General features: G+C 62.2%; 24 protein-coding genes. All 24 read left to right on the top strand.

All coding sequences use genetic code 11. The annotated features are described in order from the left end of the window. The first annotated feature begins 52 nt into the window (after positions 1 to 52). The 24 genes from fliS to BFP89_RS05695 all read left to right on the top strand — a co-directional run bounded on the left by fliS (position 53) and on the right by BFP89_RS05695 (position 21,852). Entirely contained in the window at positions 53 to 457 is a 405-nt protein-coding gene (fliS, locus tag BFP89_RS05575; RefSeq protein WP_065884541.1) for a flagellar export chaperone FliS, read from the top strand. 25 nt (positions 458 to 482) lie between these two features. Next, entirely contained in the window at positions 483 to 779 is a 297-nt protein-coding gene (locus BFP89_RS05580) for a flagellar protein FliT (RefSeq protein ID WP_065884542.1), read from the top strand. A gap of 170 nt (positions 780 to 949) precedes the next feature. After that, positions 950 to 2,425 carry a sigma-54 dependent transcriptional regulator gene (locus BFP89_RS05585; RefSeq protein ID WP_065884543.1) on the top strand — a complete coding sequence of 492 codons (1,476 nt, stop codon included), beginning with the start codon at positions 950 to 952 and terminating at the stop codon, positions 2,423 to 2,425. Between the two features lie 110 nt (positions 2,426 to 2,535). Further along, on the top strand, positions 2,536 to 3,747 hold the full coding sequence (locus BFP89_RS05590) for a sensor histidine kinase (RefSeq protein WP_065884544.1): 1,212 nt from the start codon (positions 2,536 to 2,538) through the stop codon (positions 3,745 to 3,747). Between the two features lie 7 nt (positions 3,748 to 3,754). Next, positions 3,755 to 5,131 carry a sigma-54-dependent transcriptional regulator gene (locus BFP89_RS05595; RefSeq protein WP_065884545.1) on the top strand — a complete coding sequence of 459 codons (1,377 nt, stop codon included), beginning with the start codon at positions 3,755 to 3,757 and terminating at the stop codon, positions 5,129 to 5,131. A 257-nt stretch (positions 5,132 to 5,388) separates the two neighbouring features. Next, positions 5,389 to 5,718, top strand: coding sequence for a flagellar hook-basal body complex protein FliE (fliE, locus tag BFP89_RS05600; protein ID WP_065884546.1), 330 nt, complete (start codon positions 5,389 to 5,391; stop codon positions 5,716 to 5,718). A gap of 16 nt (positions 5,719 to 5,734) precedes the next feature. Further along, positions 5,735 to 7,507: a flagellar basal-body MS-ring/collar protein FliF gene (fliF, locus tag BFP89_RS05605; RefSeq protein ID WP_065884547.1), complete on the top strand. Its 1,773-nt coding sequence runs from the start codon at positions 5,735 to 5,737 to the stop codon at positions 7,505 to 7,507. Further along, positions 7,500 to 8,516: a flagellar motor switch protein FliG gene (gene fliG, locus BFP89_RS05610; RefSeq protein WP_057721344.1), complete on the top strand. Its 1,017-nt coding sequence runs from the start codon at positions 7,500 to 7,502 to the stop codon at positions 8,514 to 8,516. Before fliF ends, fliG begins: the two co-directional genes overlap by 8 nt. Before the next feature lie 10 nt (positions 8,517 to 8,526). Next, positions 8,527 to 9,291: a flagellar assembly protein FliH gene (gene fliH, locus BFP89_RS05615; RefSeq protein WP_065884548.1), complete on the top strand. Its 765-nt coding sequence runs from the start codon at positions 8,527 to 8,529 to the stop codon at positions 9,289 to 9,291. Further along, positions 9,281 to 10,639, top strand: a complete 1,359-nt coding sequence (fliI, locus tag BFP89_RS05620) for a flagellar protein export ATPase FliI (RefSeq protein WP_065884549.1) — start codon at positions 9,281 to 9,283, stop codon at positions 10,637 to 10,639. The genes fliH and fliI overlap by 11 nt, the downstream gene beginning before the upstream one ends. Before the next feature lie 3 nt (positions 10,640 to 10,642). Next, on the top strand, positions 10,643 to 11,092 hold the full coding sequence (fliJ, locus tag BFP89_RS05625; RefSeq protein ID WP_065884550.1) for a flagellar export protein FliJ: 450 nt from the start codon (positions 10,643 to 10,645) through the stop codon (positions 11,090 to 11,092). Between the two features lie 648 nt (positions 11,093 to 11,740). After that, positions 11,741 to 12,046, top strand: coding sequence for an STAS domain-containing protein (locus BFP89_RS05635; RefSeq protein WP_065884552.1), 306 nt, complete (start codon positions 11,741 to 11,743; stop codon positions 12,044 to 12,046). Next, entirely contained in the window at positions 12,043 to 13,761 is a 1,719-nt protein-coding gene (locus BFP89_RS05640) for an ATP-binding SpoIIE family protein phosphatase (RefSeq protein WP_065884553.1), read from the top strand. Before BFP89_RS05635 ends, BFP89_RS05640 begins: the two co-directional genes overlap by 4 nt. A 30-nt stretch (positions 13,762 to 13,791) precedes the next feature. Further along, a complete protein-coding gene (locus tag BFP89_RS05645) occupies positions 13,792 to 14,136 on the top strand; it encodes an Hpt domain-containing protein (protein WP_065884554.1) in 345 nt (114 codons plus the stop codon). Between the two features lie 83 nt (positions 14,137 to 14,219). Further along, positions 14,220 to 15,512, top strand: a complete 1,293-nt coding sequence (locus BFP89_RS05650) for a flagellar hook-length control protein FliK (protein ID WP_065884555.1) — start codon at positions 14,220 to 14,222, stop codon at positions 15,510 to 15,512. A gap of 210 nt (positions 15,513 to 15,722) precedes the next feature. After that, positions 15,723 to 16,229, top strand: coding sequence for a flagellar basal body-associated protein FliL (fliL, locus tag BFP89_RS05655; RefSeq protein ID WP_065884556.1), 507 nt, complete (start codon positions 15,723 to 15,725; stop codon positions 16,227 to 16,229). A gap of 9 nt (positions 16,230 to 16,238) precedes the next feature. After that, positions 16,239 to 17,207, top strand: a complete 969-nt coding sequence (fliM, locus tag BFP89_RS05660; protein ID WP_065884557.1) for a flagellar motor switch protein FliM — start codon at positions 16,239 to 16,241, stop codon at positions 17,205 to 17,207. A gap of 34 nt (positions 17,208 to 17,241) precedes the next feature. Then, positions 17,242 to 17,709 (top strand): flagellar motor switch protein FliN, encoded by a 468-nt coding sequence (fliN, locus tag BFP89_RS05665; RefSeq protein ID WP_053257298.1) that lies wholly within the window; start codon positions 17,242 to 17,244, stop codon positions 17,707 to 17,709. Between the two features lies 1 nt (position 17,710). Beyond that, on the top strand, positions 17,711 to 18,145 hold the full coding sequence (fliO, locus tag BFP89_RS05670; protein WP_065884558.1) for a flagellar biosynthetic protein FliO: 435 nt from the start codon (positions 17,711 to 17,713) through the stop codon (positions 18,143 to 18,145). Next, positions 18,145 to 18,888, top strand: coding sequence for a flagellar type III secretion system pore protein FliP (gene fliP / locus BFP89_RS05675; RefSeq protein ID WP_032895954.1), 744 nt, complete (start codon positions 18,145 to 18,147; stop codon positions 18,886 to 18,888). Before fliO ends, fliP begins: the two co-directional genes overlap by 1 nt. 4 nt (positions 18,889 to 18,892) lie before the next feature. Then, positions 18,893 to 19,162, top strand: coding sequence for a flagellar biosynthesis protein FliQ (fliQ, locus tag BFP89_RS05680; protein ID WP_027603863.1), 270 nt, complete (start codon positions 18,893 to 18,895; stop codon positions 19,160 to 19,162). Positions 19,163 to 19,166: 4 nt separating this feature from the next. Beyond that, a complete protein-coding gene (gene fliR / locus BFP89_RS05685) occupies positions 19,167 to 19,952 on the top strand; it encodes a flagellar biosynthetic protein FliR (protein WP_065884559.1) in 786 nt (261 codons plus the stop codon). Between the two features lie 3 nt (positions 19,953 to 19,955). Then, positions 19,956 to 21,092 (top strand): flagellar biosynthesis protein FlhB, encoded by a 1,137-nt coding sequence (gene flhB, locus BFP89_RS05690; RefSeq protein ID WP_065884560.1) that lies wholly within the window; start codon positions 19,956 to 19,958, stop codon positions 21,090 to 21,092. Between the two features lie 544 nt (positions 21,093 to 21,636). Then, entirely contained in the window at positions 21,637 to 21,852 is a 216-nt protein-coding gene (locus BFP89_RS05695) for a hypothetical protein (RefSeq protein ID WP_240995355.1), read from the top strand. Positions 21,853 to 21,979: the final 127 nt, after the last annotated feature.

Genomic DNA, 21,979 nt, shown 5'->3' on the forward strand with positions numbered 1-21,979 from the left:
ACATATTGGTTACTGAAATCCTTTTCGCTGTCGCCTGTTACGAGGTAGAACCATGAATCCCATGAGAGCCCTTCGCCAATACCAGAAGGTCAATTCCCATGCCCAGATCTCCGAAGCCAGCCCGCATCGTCTGGTGCAGATGCTCATGGAGGGCGGCCTCGACCGCATGGCACAGGCCAAGGGCGCATTGGCTCGTGGGGACATCGCTCAAAAAGGCCTGATGCTCGGTAAGGCCATCGACATCATCATCGGCCTGCGTGATGGTCTGGATGCGCAGAAGAGTGAAGATCCGGCTTACGTCCAGCAATTGGAAAGTCTGTACGCCTACATGACCAACCGTTTGATGGAGGCCAATCTGCACAACGATGCCGACATGATCGACGAAGTCGCTCGTCTGCTGATCACCGTCAAAGAAGGCTGGGATGCCATCGCCGCACCCCAGGGCGCCGCACAGTAAGGCCACCGGCCTTGAGGAAATCGTCATGAGCCACGCACTGCAACGCATTGATGAAACCCGTGAAGCCCTGGTTGACGCACTCGCTGCGCGCAACTGGGACGCCATCGGCGAACTGGACCTGGGCTGTCGCAACGTCATCGATGATGTGCTCAGCCAGGCGCCGGTGGACGAGGATGCGCTGCGCGAAAAGCTGGAGAGCCTGTTGGCGGTTTACCAGCAGTTGCTTGAGGTGACGACCGGCGAGCGCCAGGCGATTTTCGAAGAGATGTCGCAGATCAACCAAGCTAAAAATGCGTCAAAGGTTTACCATCTGTTCGGCTGATAGAAGCTCAGTTGGTCCGAACGGCGCGTCATATATTTGACTGTGCCAGCATTTTTGACTTAACTAGTGTTGTTTTCAGATTTCAGACGTCTAGTAAGTAATAAGTCTTACAGGCGTCTTGATTGCCCTGATTCCGGGGCAGGAAGTTTTACTAGGGAAGTTGCTATTGCATGTGGCGTGAAACCAAAATTCTGCTGATCGATGACGATAGCGTCCGCCGCCGCGATTTGGCGGTGATTTTGAATTTTCTTGGTGAAGAAAATTTGCCCTGCGGCAGCCACGATTGGCAGCAGGCTGTCAGCTCGTTGTCATCGAGCCGCGAAGTCATTTGTGTGCTGATCGGGACGGTAAACGCTCCTGGCGCTGTTTTGGGCTTGTTAAAGACACTGTCAACCTGGGATGAGTTCCTTCCCGTGTTGCTGATGGGCGATATTTCTTCCGTGGACCTGCCGGAAGACCAGCGCCGCCGCGTGCTTTCGACCCTGGAAATGCCGCCCAGCTACAGCAAATTGCTCGACTCCCTGCACCGTGCCCAGGTCTATCGCGAGATGTATGACCAGGCCCGCGAGCGCGGCCGTCACCGTGAACCCAACCTGTTCCGCAGCCTGGTCGGCACCAGCCGGGCGATCCAGCACGTACGCCAGATGATGCAGCAAGTGGCCGACACCGACGCCAGCGTGTTGATCCTCGGCGAGTCGGGCACCGGCAAGGAAGTGGTCGCGCGCAACCTGCACTATCACTCCAAGCGCCGCGACGGACCTTTCGTGCCGGTCAACTGCGGGGCGATCCCGGCAGAGCTGCTGGAAAGCGAATTGTTCGGCCACGAGAAGGGCGCCTTTACCGGGGCGATCACCAGCCGTGCCGGGCGTTTCGAGCTGGCCAACGGCGGCACGCTGTTTCTCGACGAAATCGGCGACATGCCGCTGCCGATGCAAGTCAAATTGCTGCGCGTGTTGCAGGAGCGCACCTTCGAGCGTGTGGGCAGTAACAAGACCCAGAGCGTGGACGTGCGCATCATCGCCGCCACCCACAAGAACCTCGAAAGCATGATCGAGGTCGGCAGCTTCCGCGAAGACCTGTACTACCGCCTCAACGTCTTCCCGATCGAGATGGCGCCGCTGCGTGAGCGCGTGGAAGACATCCCGTTGCTGATGAACGAATTGATTTCACGCATGGAGCACGAAAAACGCGGCTCCATCCGTTTCAACTCCGCCGCCATCATGTCGCTGTGCCGTCATGGTTGGCCGGGCAACGTTCGTGAGTTGGCCAACCTGGTGGAGCGCATGGCGATCATGCACCCCTACGGTGTGATCGGCGTGGTCGAGTTGCCGAAGAAATTCCGCTACGTCGACGATGAAGACGAGCAGATGGTCGACAGCCTGCGCAGTGACATGGAAGAGCGCGTGGCGATCAACGGTCATACGCCGGACTTCGGCGCCACGGCCATGCTGCCGCCCGAAGGCCTTGACCTGAAAGACTACCTCGGCAACTTGGAGCAAGGCCTGATCCAACAGGCCCTGGACGACGCCAATGGCATCGTCGCCCGTGCCGCCGAGCGCCTGCGCATTCGCCGCACCACCCTGGTGGAGAAGATGCGCAAGTACGGTATGAGCCGCAAAGAAGGTGATGAACAGGCGGATGATTGACGCGTGTTTTTCAGCATCTTGATTTATAAGTAGTTTTTTTTCGGCACGGGTATTGCTACAGCCCTCGCAACGTTCCGTTTAACTGACGGTCAGCCAAGCGAGAGAGCACCATGCCCCACGCCGCCCAACTATCTGCAGCCCCTGCCATCCAGGGGCTGGTTTCGCCTGTAGAACCGCCGATCCGCCAGGGTCTGGAGCAGGCGTTCTCGCAGTTCAACCAGATGTCGAGCCAGCTGACCGATTCCTACAGTCTGCTTGAAGCCCGGGTGTCCGAGCTCAAAGGCGAACTGGCGGTGGTCAGTGCCCAGCGCATGCAGGAATTGGCCGAGAAAGAACGCCTGGCCAACCGCCTGCAGAACCTGCTCTCGCTGTTGCCCGGTGGCGTGATCGTCATCGACGACCAGGGCCGTGTGCGCGAAGCCAACCCGGCCGCCTGCGACCTGCTCGGCCTGCCGCTGGAGGGCGAGCTGTGGCGCCACGTCATCACCCGTTGCTTCGCGCCGCGCGACGATGACGGCCACGAAGTGTCCCTCAAGGATGGGCGGCGCCTGTCCATCGCCACCCGGTCCCTGGATGCCGAACCGGGCCAGTTGGTGCTGCTCAACGACCTGACGGAAACCCGTCACCTGCAGGATCAACTGGCGCGCCATGAGCGTTTGTCGTCGTTGGGGCGGATGGTCGCTTCCCTGGCGCATCAGATTCGTACGCCGCTGTCGGCGGCATTGATCTACGCCAGTCATTTGACTGATGAGCAACTGCCGGCAGCCACCCACCAGCGCTTTGCCGGGCGCCTCAAGGAGCGCCTGCACGAGCTGGAGCATCAGGTCCGCGACATGCTGGTGTTTGCCCGTGGCGAACTGCCGTTGACCGACCGCGTGACCCCGGCCGCGTTGATGCAAGCCCTGCAAGCGGCGGCGGCCACGCATACCGAGGGCGCCAGCCTGCGCTGGCAATGCGACAGTCACCAGGGTGAGTTGCTGTGCAATCGCGACACTCTGGTCGGCGCGCTGCTCAACCTGATCGAAAACGCCACCCAGGCCAGCGGCCCGGGGGCGCGCCTGAAGGTGCACCTGTACCGCCGCGAACAAACCCTGCGCCTGTGCATCAGCGACAGCGGCAGCGGCATAGCGCCGGCCGTGCTGCAACGCCTGGGCGAGCCCTTTTTCACCACCAAGACCAACGGCACCGGCCTGGGCCTGACCGTGGTCAAGGCAGTGGCACGTGCGCATCAGGGAGAATTGCAGCTGCGTTCCCGGTTGGGGCGCGGCACCTGTGCATTGATGACCTTGCCGCTGTTTTCCAGCGCGGCAAGCGCGGAGTAAAAGGATCATGACTATCAAGGTTTTACTGGTTGAAGACGATCGCGCCCTGCGTGCAGCATTGGCTGACACGCTGCTGTTGGCGGGCCATGACTACCGCGCGGTCGGCTCTGCCGAGGAAGCCTTGGAGGCCGTGGAGCGGGAAACCTTCAGCCTGGTGGTCAGCGACGTGAACATGCCCGGCATGGACGGCCATCAGTTGCTCGGCCTGCTGCGCGCGCGCCAGCCGCAATTGCCGGTGCTGCTGATGACAGCCCATGGCGCCGTCGAGCGGGCCGTGGACGCCATGCGCCAGGGCGCGGCGGATTATCTGGTCAAACCGTTCGAACCCAAGGCGTTGATCGAACTGGTGGCGCGGCATGCGCTTGGCGTCATGTCGACGGTGGAGGGCGATGGCCCGATTGCCTTCGAGCCGGCCAGCGCGCAGTTGCTGGAACTGGCGGCCCGGGTGGCGCGCAGCGATTCCACCGTATTGATCTCGGGGGAGTCCGGCACCGGCAAGGAAGTGTTGGCGCGCTATATTCACCAGCAATCCAGTCGGGCCGGGCAGCCCTTCATTGCGATCAACTGTGCGGCGATTCCGGACAACATGCTCGAAGCCACCCTGTTCGGCCACGAAAAGGGCTCGTTCACCGGCGCCATCGCGGCCCAGGCCGGCAAGTTCGAACAGGCCGACGGCGGCACCATTTTGCTCGACGAAATCTCGGAAATGCCCCTGGGCCTGCAAGCCAAGTTGCTGCGCGTGTTGCAGGAGCGCGAAGTGGAGCGGGTGGGCGCGCGCAAGCCGATCCAGTTGGATATCCGCGTGGTCGCCACCACCAATCGCGACCTGGCGGGCGAAGTGGCGGCGGGGCGCTTTCGCGAAGACCTGTTCTACCGCCTGTCGGTGTTCCCGCTGGCCTGGCGGCCGTTGCGCGAACGCCCGGCCGATATCATTCCCCTGGCCGAGCGCCTGCTGAACAACCACGTCAAAAAAATGAAGCACGCCCAGGCGCGACTGTCGGCCGAGGCCGAGGCTTGCCTGGTTGCTTATCCATGGCCGGGTAATGTGCGCGAGCTGGACAACGCGATCCAGCGTGCGCTGATCCTGCAGCAGGGTGGCTTGATCCAGCCCCAGGATTTCTGCCTGGCCATGGGCAGCGGCGTCGCGCCGTTGCCGAGCCTTGCGCCGGCACCGCTCGTCGCCGAAACCGAATCGGCCGGCGCCCTGGGCGATGACCTGCGCCGCCGCGAATTCCAGATGATCATCGACACCCTGCGCGCCGAGCGCGGCCGCCGCAAGGAAGCGGCCGAGCGCCTCGGCATCAGCCCGCGCACCCTGCGCTACAAGCTGGCGCAGATGCGCGACGCCGGGATGGACGTGGAAGCATACCTGTTCGCCACCTGACTTCGCGCCAATGCCGTTTGTAGGAGCGAGCTTGCTCGCGAAGCACTCATAGGCGCCGCGTGCATCCAGTAAACATGCGTTATCGTTGACGTTTTTCGCGAGCGAGCTCGCTCCTACAAAAAACCGTGCAGTAACAAGGTCGACAAGCTTTGTCGCCTTTTCTTACGAGTCGCAACGAAGCTGGCACCCTTGTTGCACCTCCCCTGATAACCGCTGCGTAGTGTCAAAAAATTGCGGGTCGTCGGAGAGAGAAGTTCATGAGCCAGGGTATTGAGTTCAATCGGTTGATGTTGGATATGCGCTCCATGCAAATGGATGCCATGGCTCAACCGAAATCCGTCGCGCCAGCGCCGGAATTGGGCCAAAGCAGTTTTGCCGACATGCTCGGTCAGGCAATCAATAAAGTCAGTGATACCCAGCAGGCGTCCAGCCAGTTGTCGACGGCGTTCGAGATCGGTAAAAGCGGCGTGGACCTCACCGATGTGATGGTCGCCTCGCAAAAGGCCAGTGTGTCCTTCCAGGCCTTGACCCAAGTGCGTAACAAACTGGTCCAGGCTTATCAAGACATCATGCAGATGCCGGTTTAAGGGCGAGATTTAACTCATGGCAGAAGCAATCGACAACGTACCCGCCAAGACAGACGGCAAACCGCCGCTGTTTGGCCTGTCGTTCCTGGAAAATCTCTCCGAAATGACCATGTTGCGTCAGGTGGGCCTGTTGGTCGGCCTGGCTGCCAGCGTGGCGATTGGTTTTGCCGTGGTGTTGTGGTCGCAGCAACCTGATTACCGGCCGCTGTACGGCAGCCTGGCGGGCATGGATTCCAAGCAGATCATGGAAACCCTGGCCGCCGCCGACATCGCCTACACCGTGGAGCCCAACTCCGGCGCCCTGCTGGTCAAGGCCGATGACGTGGCACGTGCGCGGATGAAGCTGGCCGCCGCCGGCGTGACGCCGTCCGACAGCAATATCGGTTTTGAAATCCTCGACAAGGATCAGGGCTTGGGCACCAGCCAGTTCATGGAAGCCACCCGCTACCGCCGCGGCCTGGAAGGCGAACTGGCGCGCACCATCTCCAGCCTGAATAACGTCAAGGGTGCCCGTGTGCACCTGGCGATTCCGAAAAGCTCGGTGTTCGTGCGTGACGAGCGCAAGCCCAGCGCCTCGGTGCTGGTCGAACTGTTTTCCGGCCGTTCCCTGGAGCCCGGCCAGGTGCTGGCAATCATCAACCTGGTGGCCACCAGCGTTCCCGAACTGAGCAAGTCGCAGATCACGGTGGTCGACCAGAAGGGCAACCTGCTCTCCGACATGGCCGAAAACTCCGCGCTGACCCAGGCCGGCAAGCAGTTCGATTACAGCCGCCGCATGGAAAGCATGCTGACCCAGCGCGTGCACAACATCCTGCAACCGGTATTGGGCAACGACCGCTACAAGGCTGAAGTGTCCGCCGACGTGGATTTCAGCGCCGTCGAGTCGACATCCGAGCAATTCAACCCGGACCAGCCCGCCCTGCGCAGCGAGCAGTCCACCAGCGAACAACGCACCGCCAGCAATGGTCCGCAAGGCGTGCCGGGTGCCCTGAGCAACCAGCCGCCGTCCCCGGCGTCGGCCCCGCAAACCACCGGTGGCGCCGCTGCCACCGCTGGCGCGATTGCGGCGGGTCAACCGCTGCTGGACGCCAACGGCCAGCAGATCATGGACCCGGCCACCGGCCAGCCGATGCTCGCGCCTTACCCGGCGGACAAGCGTAACCAGTCCACCAAGAACTTCGAACTCGACCGTTCCATCAGCCACACCAAGCAGCAACAGGGCAAGATCAATCGCCTGTCGGTGTCGGTGGTGGTCGATGACCAGGTCAAGGTCAACGCCGCTGACGGTGCCGTCACCCGCGCGCCATGGAGCGCCGATGAATTGGCGCGCTTTACCCGCCTGGTGCAGGACGCCGTCGGTTTCGACGCCAGCCGTGGCGACAGCGTCAGCGTGATCAACATGCCATTCTCCGTCGAGCGCGGCGAAGTGATCGCCGACCCGGCGTTCTACACCCAGCCGTGGTTCTGGGACATCGTCAAGCAAGTGCTGGGGGTGTTGTTCATCCTGGTACTGGTGTTCGGCGTGCTGCGCCCGGTGCTCAACAACATCACCGGTGGCAGCAAGAAACAGCTGGCCCTGGCTGGTGGCGACGTCGAGTTGGGCGGCATGGGCGGCCTGGACGGCGAGTTGGCCAACGACCGCGTCAGCCTGGGCGGCCCGCAAAGCATCCTGTTGCCAAGCCCGAGTGAAGGCTATGACGCTCAGTTGAACGCAATCAAGAGTCTGGTGGCAGAAGACCCGGGCCGTGTGGCCCAGGTCGTGAAAGAGTGGATTAACGCTGATGAATGATCGAGTCGCTGTGGCCAAGCTTTCCCGGGTCGACAAAGCCGCCGTGCTGCTGCTGTCGCTGGGCGAAACCGACGCTGCCCAAGTGCTGCGCCACATGGGCCCCAAAGAGGTCCAGCGCGTGGGCGTGGCCATGGCGCAGATGCGCAATGTGCACCGCGAGCAAGTCGAGCAGGTGATGAGCGAGTTCGTCGAGATCGTCGGCGACCAGACCAGCCTGGGCGTCGGCTCCGACAGCTACATCCGCAAAATGCTCACCTCGGCCCTGGGCGAAGACAAGGCCAACGGCCTGATCGACCGCATCCTGCTGGGCGGCAACACCAGTGGTCTGGACAGCCTCAAATGGATGGAGCCGCGCGCCGTCGCCGACGTGATCCGCTACGAGCACCCGCAGATCCAGGCCATCGTCGTTGCCTACCTGGACCCGGACCAGGCCGGTGAAGTGCTCGGCCACTTCGACCATAAAGTGCGCCTGGACATCATCCTGCGCGTGTCGTCGCTGAACACCGTGCAGCCGGCGGCGCTCAAGGAACTCAACACGATTCTCGAGAAACAGTTCTCGGGCAACTCGAATGCCTCGCGCACCACCCTGGGTGGCATCAAGCGGGCGGCCGACATCATGAACTTCCTCGACAGCTCGGTCGAAGGCCAACTGATGGACTCGATCCGCGAGATCGACGACACCCTGTCCGGCCAGATCGAAGACCTGATGTTCGTGTTCAACAACCTGGCCGATGTCGACGACCGTGGCATCCAGGCGTTGCTGCGCGAAGTGTCGTCCGACGTGCTGGTGCTGGCGCTCAAGGGCTCGGACGAGGGCGTCAAGGAAAAGATCTTCAAGAACATGTCCAAGCGTGCCTCCGAACTGCTGCGCGACGACCTCGAAGCCAAGGGCCCGGTACGCGTCAGCGACGTGGAAACCGCGCAGAAAGAAATCCTCACCATTGCCCGCCGTATGGCCGAAGCCGGAGAAATCGTTCTCGGCGGGAAGGGCGGCGAAGAAATGATCTAAGGCGCCCTGCATGTCGAACAAAGATGAGACGCCCAGCGATCTGATTCGCGCGCGGGATGTCGGCGGGTTCGACATCTGGTCGTTGCCCAGCTTCGACCCCCACGTGCCGCAGCCAGAGCCTGAACCGGTGCAGGAAGCGCCGGCACAGATGGAAGAAGTGCCGCTGGAAGAAGTCCAGCCGCTGACCCTTGAAGAATTGGAAGCCATCCGCCAGGAGGCTTACAACGAAGGCTTTGCGGCGGGTGAAAAAGATGGTTTTCGCAGCACCACCCTCAAGGTCCGTCAGGAGGCTCAAGAGGCCCTCAGCGTCAAGCTGGGCAGCCTGGAGCGTTTGATGGGCAACCTGTTCGACCCCATCGCCGAACAGGACTCGCAGCTGGAAAAATCCATGGTCGGCCTGGTGCAGCACATCACTCGCCAGGTGATCCAGCGTGAACTGGTGCTCGATTCCAGCCAGATCGAAAGCGTGATGCGCGAAGCCCTCAAGCTGCTGCCCCTGGGCGTGGGCAATGTGCGGCTGTACATCAACCCGCAGGATTTCGAGCAGGTCAAAGCCTTGCGCGAGCGCCATGAAGAAACCTGGCGCATCGTCGAGGACGCCGCGCTGCTGCCTGGCGGCTGCCGCGTCGAGACCGAGCACAGCCGCATCGATGCCACGGTGGAAACCCGCATCAGCCAGATCATGGCCAAGCTGTTCGACCAGTTGCATGAACAGGCGCTGCACCCGGCCGAGCCTGACCTGAGCGTTGACCTGGACGCCACCGATGCGCCTTGATCGCACCAGCTTCGCCAAGCGCCTGGACAGCTACGCCGAGGCCACGCAGTTGCCCGGCCAGCCGGTCCTCGAAGGGCGCCTGTTGCGCATGGTCGGCCTGACGCTTGAGGCCGAGGGCTTGCGTGCCGCCATGGGCAGCCGCTGCATGGTGATCAACGACGACAGCTACCACCCGGTGCAGGTCGAAGCCGAAGTGATGGGTTTTTCCGGTAACAAGATTTTCCTGATGCCGGTGGGCAGCCTCGCCGGTATCGCTCCGGGTGCCCGTGTGGTGCCCCTGGCCGACACCGGGCGCTTGCCGATGGGCATGAGCATGCTGGGCCGGGTACTCGATGGCGCCGGGCGTGCGCTGGATGGCAAGGGCGGCATGAAGGCCGAGGACTGGGTGCCGATGGACGGCCCCACCATCAACCCGCTCAACCGCAACCCCATCAGCGTGCCGCTGGACGTGGGCATTCGCAGCATCAACGGTTTATTGACGGTCGGTCGCGGCCAGCGCCTGGGCCTGTTCGCCGGTACCGGTGTGGGCAAGTCGGTGTTGCTGGGCATGATGACGCGCTTTACCGAGGCCGACATCATCGTGGTCGGGCTGATCGGCGAGCGGGGCCGTGAGGTCAAGGAATTCATCGAGCACAGCCTGGGTGAAGAAGGCCTCAAGCGTTCCGTCGTCGTCGCCTCTCCGGCGGATGACGCACCGCTGATGCGCCTGCGCGCCGCGATGTACTGCACGCGCATCGCCGAATATTTTCGCGACAAGGGCAAGAATGTCCTGTTGCTGATGGATTCGCTCACGCGTTTCGCCCAGGCCCAGCGCGAGATCGCCCTGGCCATCGGCGAGCCACCCGCGACCAAGGGGTATCCGCCGTCGGTGTTCGCCAAACTGCCCAAGCTGGTGGAGCGTGCCGGTAACGCCGAGGCCGGCGGGGGCTCGATCACCGCGTTCTACACGGTGTTGTCCGAAGGCGATGACCAGCAGGACCCGATTGCCGACTCGGCGCGGGGGGTGCTCGATGGGCACATCGTGCTGTCGCGACGCCTGGCGGAAGAGGGGCACTACCCGGCCATCGATATCGAAGCGTCCATCAGCCGGGTGATGCCGGCGGTGGTCACGCCGGAACACATGGCCCGCGCGCAATACTTCAAGCAGCTGTGGTCGCGTTACCAGCAAAGCCGCGACCTGATCAGCGTCGGCGCCTACGTGGCCGGGGGCGATCGCGAGACCGACCTGGCCATCGCCCTGCAGCCGCAGTTGGTGACTTACCTGCGCCAGGGGCTTAACGACAAGATCAGCATGGGCGAAAGCGAAGCGCATCTGCAGTCCATCTTCGCCCCCGCGCCGGGCGGCTAACCCATGGCCAACAGCCGCGCCGCGCGCCTGGCCCCGGTGGTGGAAATGGCCGAAAAGGCCGAAAAAACCGCCGTGCAGCGCCTGGGGTATTTCCAGGGCCAGGTGCGCCTGGCGGAGAGCAAACTGGGCGACCTGGAGCGCTTTCGCCTCGAATATCAGCAACAGTGGATCGAACGCGGCAGCAAGGGCGTGTCGGGCCAGTGGCTGATGGGGTACCAGGGCTTTCTCAATCAGCTGGAAACCGCCGTCGGCCAACAGCGCCAGAGCCTGGCCTGGCACCAGAACAACCTCGACAAGGCCCGCGAAAGCTGGCAACAGGCATTTGCCCGCGTCGAAGGGTTGCGCAAGCTGGTGCAGCGCTATATCGATGAAGCGCGGGCGATTGAAGACAAGCGCGAGCAGAAGTTGCTCGATGAACTGTCCCAGCGCCTTCCGCGCCAGGAACCGTTCTAACCAACGTAGCAGGAAAAAATGTGGGAGGGGACTTGCCCCCGATGGCGGTGTGTCAGTCAAAAGATGCAGTGACTGACACTCGGCAATCGGGACATAGGTATCTACACAACTCAGCAGCGCCCAACCGTAACCACGATGCGAAGCGAGCCGCTCTTGATCTTGATCTGCTTTTGATCCTAGGCGCCCCGTTAAACCACGCTGGCCGAACGCAGGCTTGAATCCGTGGGTAACCCGGCAGGACGCCGGGTTAGCCGCACTGGGCCAGGGATGGCCCATTGCGGCGGCCCACGGATTCAAGCCGGAGAGAGGGCACACCGAGCCTAGGCGAGGTGCCGAGTGGTGGGGCAAGAGCGTTTTGCTTACTTTTGCGCTTTTCAAAAGTGAGCCGCTGTAAAAGCGGAACCCATAGCAGCCGTTACCGCAGAAACGGATATGTAATCGGTCCAATCCAACATCCCGGCCAGCCCCGAGGCCGCCATCGGGGGCAAGCCCCCTCCCACATTTGGACCGGGATCGACACCAAAATCCTGGTCGCCCCGGAGGCCGCCATCGGGGTAAGCCCCCTCCCACATTTGAACGGCTGTGTTGCTCAGATCGGGTTCGCCTGCTACACCTTGTTGCACAGACCCATGACAAGGAAGCAGTCACATGTCAATCGAGTCAGAAGTATCCCTGGACGGGAAGAAGTTGACGATCGCAATCAAGGGCCGGTTCGATTTCGGCAGCCACCAGGCATTTCGCGATGCCTATGAGCGTTACTACAAGGTACCCGAGTTGTATGTGGTCGATCTTAAAGAAACCACCTACATGGACAGCTCGGCCCTGGGCATGCTCCTGCTGCTCCGGGACCATGCCGGTGGCGATGAGTCTCAAGTGCACGTCAGCAACAGCAGCCACGACGTGCGCAAAATCCTCGCCATTTCCAATTTCGACAAGCTGTTCGATATATCGTGAGAGTCCTGGCCCCCTTATCCGAGCCGCTGACCATCCTGATTGCCGAAGACAGCGCCGCCGACTTGCTGTTGTTGTCGACCATCGTGCGGCGTCAGGGTCACCATGTGCTCACCGCGACCAATGGCGAGCAGGCCGTTGAAGTGTTTGCGCGCGAGCGCCCGCAGCTGGTGCTGATGGACGCAATGATGCCGGTGATGGATGGTTTTCTCGCCGCGCGCTGGATCAAGCAATTGGCGGGCGAGCAGTTGGTTCCCATCATCTTCCTGACTTCGCTGCGCGAAAGCGCCGCCCTGGCCGAGTGCCTGGATGCTGGCGGCGACGATTTCCTGCCCAAGCCCTACAACCAGCTTATTCTGGCCGCCAAGATCAACGCCATGGACCGCCTGCGGCGGCTACAAGCCACGGTGCTGCAGCAGCGTGACCAGATCGCCCGGCACAATGAGCACCTGTTACATGAACAACGCGCCGCCAAGGCCGTGTTCGACAAGGTCGCGCATTCGGGTTGCATCAACGCGGCGCCGAATATCCGCTACCTGCAATCGCCCTATGCACTGTTCAACGGGGACCTGTTGCTGGCGGCCTATACGCCGTCCGGCGACATGCACGTGCTGCTCGGCGATTTCACCGGCCACGGCCTGCCGGCGGCCATCGGTGCCATGCCCCTGGCCGAAGTGTTCTACGGCATGACCGCCAAGGGCTATGGGCTGACGCAGACCCTGCGCGAAATGAACGCCAAGCTCAAGCGCATCCTGCCGGTGGACATGTTCTGCTGCGCCACACTGTTGTGCCTGAGCACCGAGCGGCGCGTGGTGGAGGTGTGGAACGGCGGCATGCCCGAGGGCTATGTGCACGAGGTCGCCACCGGCAAGCGCACGCCGTTGATGTCGCGGCATCTGCCGTTGGGCGTGCTGTCGGCCCAGGCTTTCGATGACAGCACCGAAGTCTGGCCCATGGCCCTGGGCGATCGGGTGTTCCTGCTCTCCGATGGCGTGCTGGACACCGCCGACGCCAATGACCAGTTGTTCGGCGCCGAGCGTTTGCAGCAGGTGTTTGCCGCCAACCGCGAGCCCGACCGCCTGTTCGAGGATATCGAGCAGGCGCTGGCGGCTTTTCGCGGTGAGGCGCGGGACGACGTCAGCATGGTTGAAATCAGCTTGCTGGCCGGCCAACCGCTGCGCGTGGCCGAACCTATGTATTCCGACAGCGGCCAGTCGTGCCCGCTGAATTGGTCGGTGAGTTTCGAATTTCGCGCGCAGACCCTCAGGCGCTACAACCCGTTGCCGTATTTGCTGCAATTGCTGTTGGAGGTCCATGGCCTGCGTGAGCAAAGCGGGGCGCTCTACACGGTCATGGCCGAGTTGTATGCCAATGCCCTCGAACATGGCGTACTGGGCCTGGATTCACAGCTCAAGCGCGATGCCGAAGGGTTTGCGCAGTATTATCGCCTGCGCAACGAGCGGCTGGTGCAATTGAACAGCGGCCATATCCGGGTGCATGTGCAGGTGTCCCCGACTGCGCAGGGCGGCAAGATGACGTTGCGTGTCGAGGACAGCGGGCCTGGCTTCGATGTTGAAGAAGTGCTGGCGCGGCCGCTGGATGCTGACCGTCTGTCCGGCCGCGGCTTGAACCTGGTGCGTCAATTGAGCGGCGACGTACGCTGGTCCGATGGCGGGCGCTGCGTCTGCGTGGAGTTTTGCTGGAAGGCTCTGGCATAATCCGTCAATTCTTGATCAAGGAGCGAGCAAGTGGTCGATATACATCTGGATCCGGACGTGTTGTCGGGTTTGAAGGAAGTCATGGAGGGCGAATACCCGAAACTGCTGGATACCTTCCTTCATGACTCTCAGGAGCGTGTCACTGCGTTGCGCAAGGCGCGCGACGATGCCAAGGCGTTGGGCCGCATAGCGCATAGTTTCAAGGGCAGCAGTGGCAACCTGGGGGCGGTGCGCTTGGCGCAGTTGTGTCAGCGATTGGAGGCTGAGTCCGCTGAGTCCGCATCGGATCTGGGCGCGCTGGTTGACCAGATTGATCATGAGTTCGCGCTGGTCAAGCCGATGTACGAATCGGAGCGCCAGCGTTTCAGTGCGTGAGCCTTCGCTGCAAACCTGGCCCGACTCTTGCTCTATCTCCTGATACTGCATCCCCGACCCCCATGCAGTGGAGACCTTTACCTATGCCAGTCGCCCCCAATTCGCTCCTTCAGGCTGCCCCCGCGGCCAAGCCTCAAGCGCCTGCCGCCACCCCTGCGGTGGCGGCTGCGGACCCACGGGACAAAGGCCCTGGCTTCTCTCAAGTGTTCGCCAACCAGGGCGCCAAACCGGCGCTGAAAACCGACAGCGCGCCGGGCAAATCGGTGCCTGCAACCGCCGACAAAACACCTGCCGCCAGCACGCCTGCGGTTGCCGATAGCGGCAATCCCTTGCCTGCCAAGCCGTCCGATGCCGACAAAGCGGCCAAGGACATACCCGCCGATCCGTCCCTGGCGCAACAGCCCCCGACCGATACGCCGCCGGTCGATCCGGCCTTGATCGCCACGGTCACACCCGGCGCTGTCCCGCCGCAAACGCCGGCACCTGCGGTAGCGGTGGCGGATGACACACCCCAACCGGTGGCGACCGCCGCCGCCGTGGTCGATAAGGCCAAGCCGCCGGCCTTCGACCCTGCAGCCGACCCGCTGGACGCGATGCCTGCCGTGCGCCTGGCAATGGAGCAGGGCGGTCATGTGTCGGCCGGCAGCCAGGCAACCCAGAAAGCGGCGCCAGCCACGGTCCAGGATCAACCGACCGCCGCGCAGAATTTTGCCGCCGGCCTGGCCACGATGGTCGATCAACAAGCCACCAGGGACAGCACCCATAACGGCGGCGACAAGGCCTTTGGCGCGCTGATCGATGACGGCCTCAAGGACCTCAAGCGTGCCGACAGCGACACCCGCGTGGATGACTTCGCCAACCGCCTGGCCGCGCTGACCCAGGCCGCCACGCCGAAAACCGCCAACGCCTTGCCACCGGTGGTCAACGCCCCGCTGGCCATGCACCAGAGCGGCTGGACCGAAGAAGTGGTCAACCGCGTGATGTACCTCTCCAGCGCCAGCCTCAAGTCGGCCGAAATCCAATTGCAGCCGGCCGAACTGGGGCGCCTGGATATCAAGGTCAGCATGACGCCCGACCAGCAGGCCCAGGTCAGTTTCATGAGCGGCCATGCGGTGGTGCGTGAAGCGCTGGAAAGCCAGTCCGGCCGCTTGCGCGAGATGTTCGCCCAACAGGGCATGGGGCAGGTGGATGTGAACGTGTCCGACCAGTCCCGGGGGCAGGAGCAGCAGCAACAGCAAAACCAGGCGCGGGGTGTGAGCAGTGGCGGCCGGCGAGGTGATAGCGCTGACACCGGCAGTCACGTTGACGTGGCTGAAGCGGTCAAGCCCGTGACCTCGACCGTGATCGGCTCCAGTGCCGTCGACTATTACGCCTGACCCAAGTCAAATAGAGATCCAACGGTGGGAGGGGGCTTGCCCCGATTGCGGTGTATCAGCAACCGATTTGTTGACTGACACACTGCTATCGGGGGCAAGCCCCCTCTTACATTTGATTTGCGTTGCCCTGGCGCCAGACAACTCTGGCATAACACTTGCTCTTGCCTATCCGTATATCTATGAATTCCCGAATAGTGACGGATTATTGGCATGGCGAACAGCGACGACGCAGCAACTCCCCCGGCAGGCAAAGGCAAAGGCAAGCTCAAGCTGATCCTGCTGATTGTGCTGGGCCTGCTCCTGGCCATTGGCGCCTCGATTGGCGGCACCTGGTACATCATGCACAGCAATGCCAGCAAACCTGCGCCTGCCGCCGACACCGCCACTAACGTCAAGCAACCGGCAATCTTCGAACCGATGCTGCCGGCCTTTGTCGCCAACTACAATCAGAACGGTCGCCAACGCTACTTGCAGGTGAGCATCACCTTGCTGGCGCGCAACCAGGCGGACCTGGACGCGCTCAAGGTGCACATGCCGGTGATCCGCAACAACCTGGTGATGCTGTTCTCGGGCCAGAGCTTCGACAGCCTGGCCACCCCGGTGGGCCAGGAAATGCTGCGCCAGAAGGTCACTGCCAGCGTGCAGGAAGTGGCCCAGAAAGAGCTCGGCAAAGTCGTGATAGAGCAGGCGCTCTTCACTAACTTCGTATTGCAGTAGGATCACGACATGGCCGTGCAAGACCTGCTGTCCCAGGATGAAATCGACGCGCTGTTGCATGGCGTGGACGATGGTCTGGTGCAGACCGAAATGGCTGCCGAGCCCGGCAGTGTCAAAAGTTATGACCTGACCAGCCAGGATCGCATCGTCCGTGGACGCATGCCGACCCTGGAAATGATCAACGAACGTTTCGCCCGTTATACCCGCATCAGTATGTTCAACATGCTGCGCCGCTCGGCGGACGTCGCCGTGGGTGGCGTGCAGGTGATGAAGTTCGGTGAATACGTGCACTCGCTGTACGTGCCCACCAGCCTCAACCTGGTCAAGATCAAGCCGTTGCGCGGCACCGCGCTGTTCATCCTTGACGCCAAACTGGTGTTCAAGCTGGTGGACAACTTCTTCGGCGGCGACGGCCGTCACGCCAAGATCGAAGGCCGTGAGTTCACGCCCACCGAACTGCGCGTGGTGCGCATGGTGCTGGAGCAGGCTTTCATCGACTTGAAGGAAGCGTGGCAGGCGGTCATGGAAGTCAATTTCGAGTACATCAACTCGGAAGTGAACCCGGCCATGGCCAACATCGTCGGGCCTAGCGAAGCCATTGTGGTGTCCACGTTCCACATCGAACTCGATGGCGGCGGCGGCGATCTGCACGTGACCATGCCGTACTCGATGATCGAGCCGGTGCGCGAAATGCTCGACGCCGGTTTCCAGTCCGACCTCGACGACCAGGACGAGCGCTGGGTCAAGGCCCTGCGCGAAGACCTGCTGGACGTCGACGTGCCCCTGAGCGCCACTGTGGCCCGTCGCCAGCTGCGCCTGCGCGACATTCTGCACATGCAGCCGGGGGACGTGATCCCCGTCGAATTGCCGGAAGAACTGATCATGCGCGCCAACGGTGTGCCGTCGTTCAAGGTCAAGCTCGGCTCTCACAAAGGCAACCTGGCGTTGCAAGTGATCGAACCGATCAACCGCCGCTGATCAACATTCATTTTTGCTACGCCGAGGACATGTAATGGCTACCGAACACGAAAACACTTCCGCTGAAGACCAGGCCCTGGCTGACGAGTGGGCTGCGGCCCTGGAAGAAACCGGCGATGTCGGCCAGGACGACATCGACGCGCTGCTGGCCGCCGACGCCGCGTCCGCACCGGCGGGCAAGCGCCTGCCGATGGAAGAATTCGGCAGCGTGCCGAAAAACAACGACCCGGTGACCCTCGACGGCCCCAACCTGGACGTGATCCTGGACATTCCAGTGTCGATTTCCATGGAAGTGGGCAGCACCGAAATCAACATCCGCAACCTGCTGCAGCTCAACCAGGGTTCGGTGATCGAGCTGGACCGCCTGGCCGGCGAGCCGCTGGACGTGCTGGTCAACGGCACGCTGATCGCCCATGGCGAGGTGGTGGTGGTCAACGAGAAGTTCGGCATTCGCCTGACCGACGTGATCAGCCCGAGCGAACGCATCAAGAAGTTGCGCTGAAATGAAGTACTCGATGGCGGGACTGTGGCTGGCGCTGCCGTTGAGCGCGCTGGCGGCCGAGCCGGTGGCGCAAGCGGCGGCGGCACCGGTGGTCGGCAGCGTCGGCGGGCAGTTGACGCAGTTGCTGCTCGGCCTGTTGCTGGTGATCGGCTTGATCTTCGTACTGGCCTGGCTGATGCGCCGCGTGCAGCGCATCGGCCCGGGCAATGCCCAGGTGATCGAACTGGTCGGCTCGCGTGCCCTCGGCCCGCGGGACCGATTGGTGCTGGTGCAGGTCGGCGAGGAGCAGATCTTGCTCGGCATCACCCCTGGCCGCATCACCCCGTTGCACGTACTCAAAACCCCCGTGGACGCGGCCAGCAGCGAGACCGCCACGCCAGAATTCGCCCAGCGCCTGATGGAATTGCTGGGCAAGGACCAGAAGGATAAGAAGTAATGCGCGTGTTCCTGACGCTCATGCTGTTGCTGGCCGCGCCGATGGCACTGGGCGCCGACCCGTTGTCGATTCCGGCGATTACCCTGGGCACCAATGCGGCCGGCGCGCAGGAATACTCGGTCAGCCTGCAGATCCTGCTGATCATGACCGCGCTGAGTTTTATCCCGGCGTTCGTCATGCTGATGACCAGCTTTACGCGGATCATCATCGTGTTCTCGATCCTGCGCCAGGCCCTCGGCCTGCAGCAGACGCCGTCGAACCAGATCCTCACCGGCATGGCGCTGTTTTTGACCCTGTTCATCATGGCGCCGGTCTTCGACAAGGTGAACCAGCAAGCCCTGCAGCCTTACCTGGCGGAAAAGCTCACGGCCCAGGACGCGATCGACAAGGCCCAGGGCCCGATCAAGGACTTCATGCTGTCGCAGACCCGCTCCAGCGACCTCGAGTTGTTCATGCGCCTGTCCAAGCGTACCGACATTGCCACCCCGGACCAGGCGCCGCTGACGATTCTGGTGCCGGCCTTCGTCACCTCGGAATTGAAGACCGCGTTCCAGATCGGCTTCATGATCTTCATCCCGTTCCTGATCATCGACCTGGTGGTGGCGAGCGTGCTGATGGCGATGGGCATGATGATGCTGTCGCCGCTGATCATCTCGCTGCCGTTCAAGATCATGCTGTTTGTGCTGGTGGACGGCTGGGCGCTGATTATCGGCACCCTGGCCGGCAGTTTCGGGGGGGTATAGCGGCATGACTCCAGAAGTTGCCGTCGACCTGTTCCGTGAAGCACTGTGGCTGACCACCGTGATGGTCGCCGTGCTGGTGGTGCCGAGTCTGCTGGTCGGCCTGCTGGTGGCGATGTTCCAGGCCGCCACCCAAATCAACGAGCAGACCCTGAGCTTCCTGCCGCGCCTGCTGGTGATGCTGATCACCCTGATCGTCGCCGGCCCGTGGCTGGTGCAAACCTTCATGGAATACATCCTGCAGCTGTACGGCAGTATTCCGCAGTTGATCGGCTGAGCCGATGCAATCCTTATTGGCCCTGACCGACACCCAGATCAGTACCTGGGTGGCCTCGTTCATCCTGCCGATGTTTCGCGTCACGGCCATGTTGATGGCCATGCCGGTGTTCGGCACCACCCTCGTGCCACGGCGTGTGCGCTTGTATTTCGCGGTAGCCATTACGGTCGTGATCGTGCCCGGCCTGCCGCCGATGCCGCCGGTCAATGCCCTCGACCTCAGTGCGCTGCTGCTGATTGCCGAACAGATCCTGATCGGCGCCATGCTGGGTTTTTCCCTGAGCCTGTTCTTCCAGGCGTTTGTGGTGGCCGGCCAAATCATCTCGGTCCAGATGGGCATGGGCTTTGCGTCCATGGTCGACCCCACCAACGGTGTGTCGGCGGCGGTGATCGGGCAATTTTTGACCATGTTGGTGACCTTGCTGTTCCTGGCCATGAACGGCCATTTGGTGGCGTTCGAGGTGCTGACCGAAAGCTTCACCACCTTGCCGGTGGGCTCGGGGCTGGTGGTCAACCATTTCTGGGAACTGGTGGGGCGCCTCGGCTGGGTGCTGGGCGCGTCCTTGCTGCTGGTGCTGCCGGCCATCACCGCGCTGCTGGTGGTCAACATCGCGTTTGGCGTGATGACCCGCGCAGCCCCGCAACTGAACATTTTCTCGATCGGCTTCCCTTTGACCCTGGTGATGGGCATGGGGATTTTCTGGATCGGCCTGGCCGACATTCTCAATCAGTATCAACCGCTGGCGACCGACGCCCTGCAGTTCCTACGTGACCTGGCACGGGCGCGCTGAGCCATGGCCGAGAGCGAGAGTGGTCAGGACAAGACAGAAGACCCCACGGAGAAACGTAAAAAGGACTCCAGGGAAAAGGGCGAGATCGCGCGCTCCAAAGAGCTCAATACCGTTGCGACCATGATGGCCGGCGCCGGTGCCTTGCTGATCTACGGCGGTGGCCTGGCGCTGGATTTGCTGGAGCTGATGAAGCACAACTTCACTCTGCCCCGGGAGGTGTTGCTCAACCCCGACTCCATGGGCCAGTACCTGCTGCATTCGGGCACGATCGCGCTGCTGGCGGTGCAGCCGATTCTGATCACGTTGCTGCTGGCCGCGCTGATCGGCCCGGTCGCCCTGGGCGGCTGGCTATTTGCTGCCAGCAGCATGGCGCCCAAGTTCAGTCGCATGAACCCGGCGGCCGGCCTCAAGCGCATGTTTTCCACCAAGGCCCTGGTGGAACTGCTCAAGGCGCTGGCCAAATTCATCCTGATTCTGTTCGTGGCGGTGACGGTATTGTCGTCCGACATCGACGATCTGCTGCGCATCGCCCATGAACCGCTGGAGTCGGCGATCATCCACAGCCTGCAAGTGGTGGGCTGGAGCGCGTTGTGGATGTCCGCCGGGTTGATCATCATCGCGGCGGTGGACGCGCCGATCCAGTTGTGGGAAAGCCACAAGAAACTGCTGATGACCAAGCAGGAAGTGCGCGACGAACACAAGGACCAGGAAGGGCGCCCGGAGGTCAAGCAACGCATCCGCCAACTGCAGCGCGAAATGTCCCAGCGCAAGATGATGGCCTCGGTGCCCGACGCCGACGTGATCATCACCAACCCGACCCACTATGCCGTGGCCCTCAAGTACGACCCGGAAAAGGGCGGCGCGCCGATGTTGCTGGCCAAGGGCAGCGACTTTACCGCGTTGAAAATCCGCGAAATCGCCGTGGCCAACGACATCCTGCTGCTGGAATCCCCGGCGCTGGCGCGGTCGATTTTCTATTCCACCGACCTGGACCAGGAAATCCCGGCCGGGTTGTACCTGGCGGTGGCCCAGGTGCTGGCCTACGTCTACCAGATCCGCCAATACCGGGCGGGCAAGGGCAAGCGGCCTGATCCGCTCAAGGACCTGCCGATCCCGCCGGATTTGCGTCGCGACTCCTGAACGCTGCGGCTCACTGCAGGAGCGAGCTTGCTCGCGAAAAACTCACCGTCGCCGCGTTCATCCTGACTCCCCGCGTTATCGTTACCCACCTTCGCGAGCAAGCTCGCTCCTACAGAGGTGTGCGTTCTACCTGTCAACTTTGACAGTAGCCAATACGCCGCCTTCACTGTTTGATACAGCGATGAGCCACGCAGCCATGCGCGGCTCGGGAGGCGGTGATGGATCGGGGCACGGTCAGGTGGTGCGATGCGGTCAAGGGCATTGGCTTCAAGGCTCTGGATCGCGATGGCAATGAGGTTGCCGTTCAGTCGACAGCCATTGAAAGCGTTGAATCCCCACAGACGCCTCCCAGGCAACGACCTTCCCGCAGGCGCAAAAAGCCCTCGCAGGCATGATCCACGCTATCACCTGCCTATCATCCGCCATCGACCCGCGTCTACCTGTCAACTTTGACAGTAGCCAGCCGAGGCTTTCCCACGGTTTCATTTACCCATCAGCACTGCGCGCAGGTAGTAAACGAGATGCAGGGAGAGCGGTATTGAAAGTGGCGATGGGGACTGTCAAATCCTATGACTGGATCAGGGGCGACTGGCTGATCGAGCTGGATGACCGGGCAGAGCACGTGTTCATCAATCACAAGGATTGGCGCTGGACGGCGCTGTCGGAGGGTAAGCATCTGAAGTTTCAAATGGTCCATCGGCCCGAGGGCATTTATGCGTTGCCCATCCAGGCAGGCAACTGTGGTGAATCGGGTTGTTGAGACGCGGAGCGTCCCAGGCGGCATTCCCAACTGTGGGAGGGGGCTTGCCCCCGATTGCAGTATGTCAGTCAATAAATTCATCACTGATCCACCGCTATCGGGGGCAAGCCCCCTCCCACATTTGAAT

It is taken from the genome of Pseudomonas sp. 31 R 17 (assembly GCF_900004915.1).
Lineage (GTDB): Bacteria > Pseudomonadota > Gammaproteobacteria > Pseudomonadales > Pseudomonadaceae > Aquipseudomonas > Aquipseudomonas orientalis_A.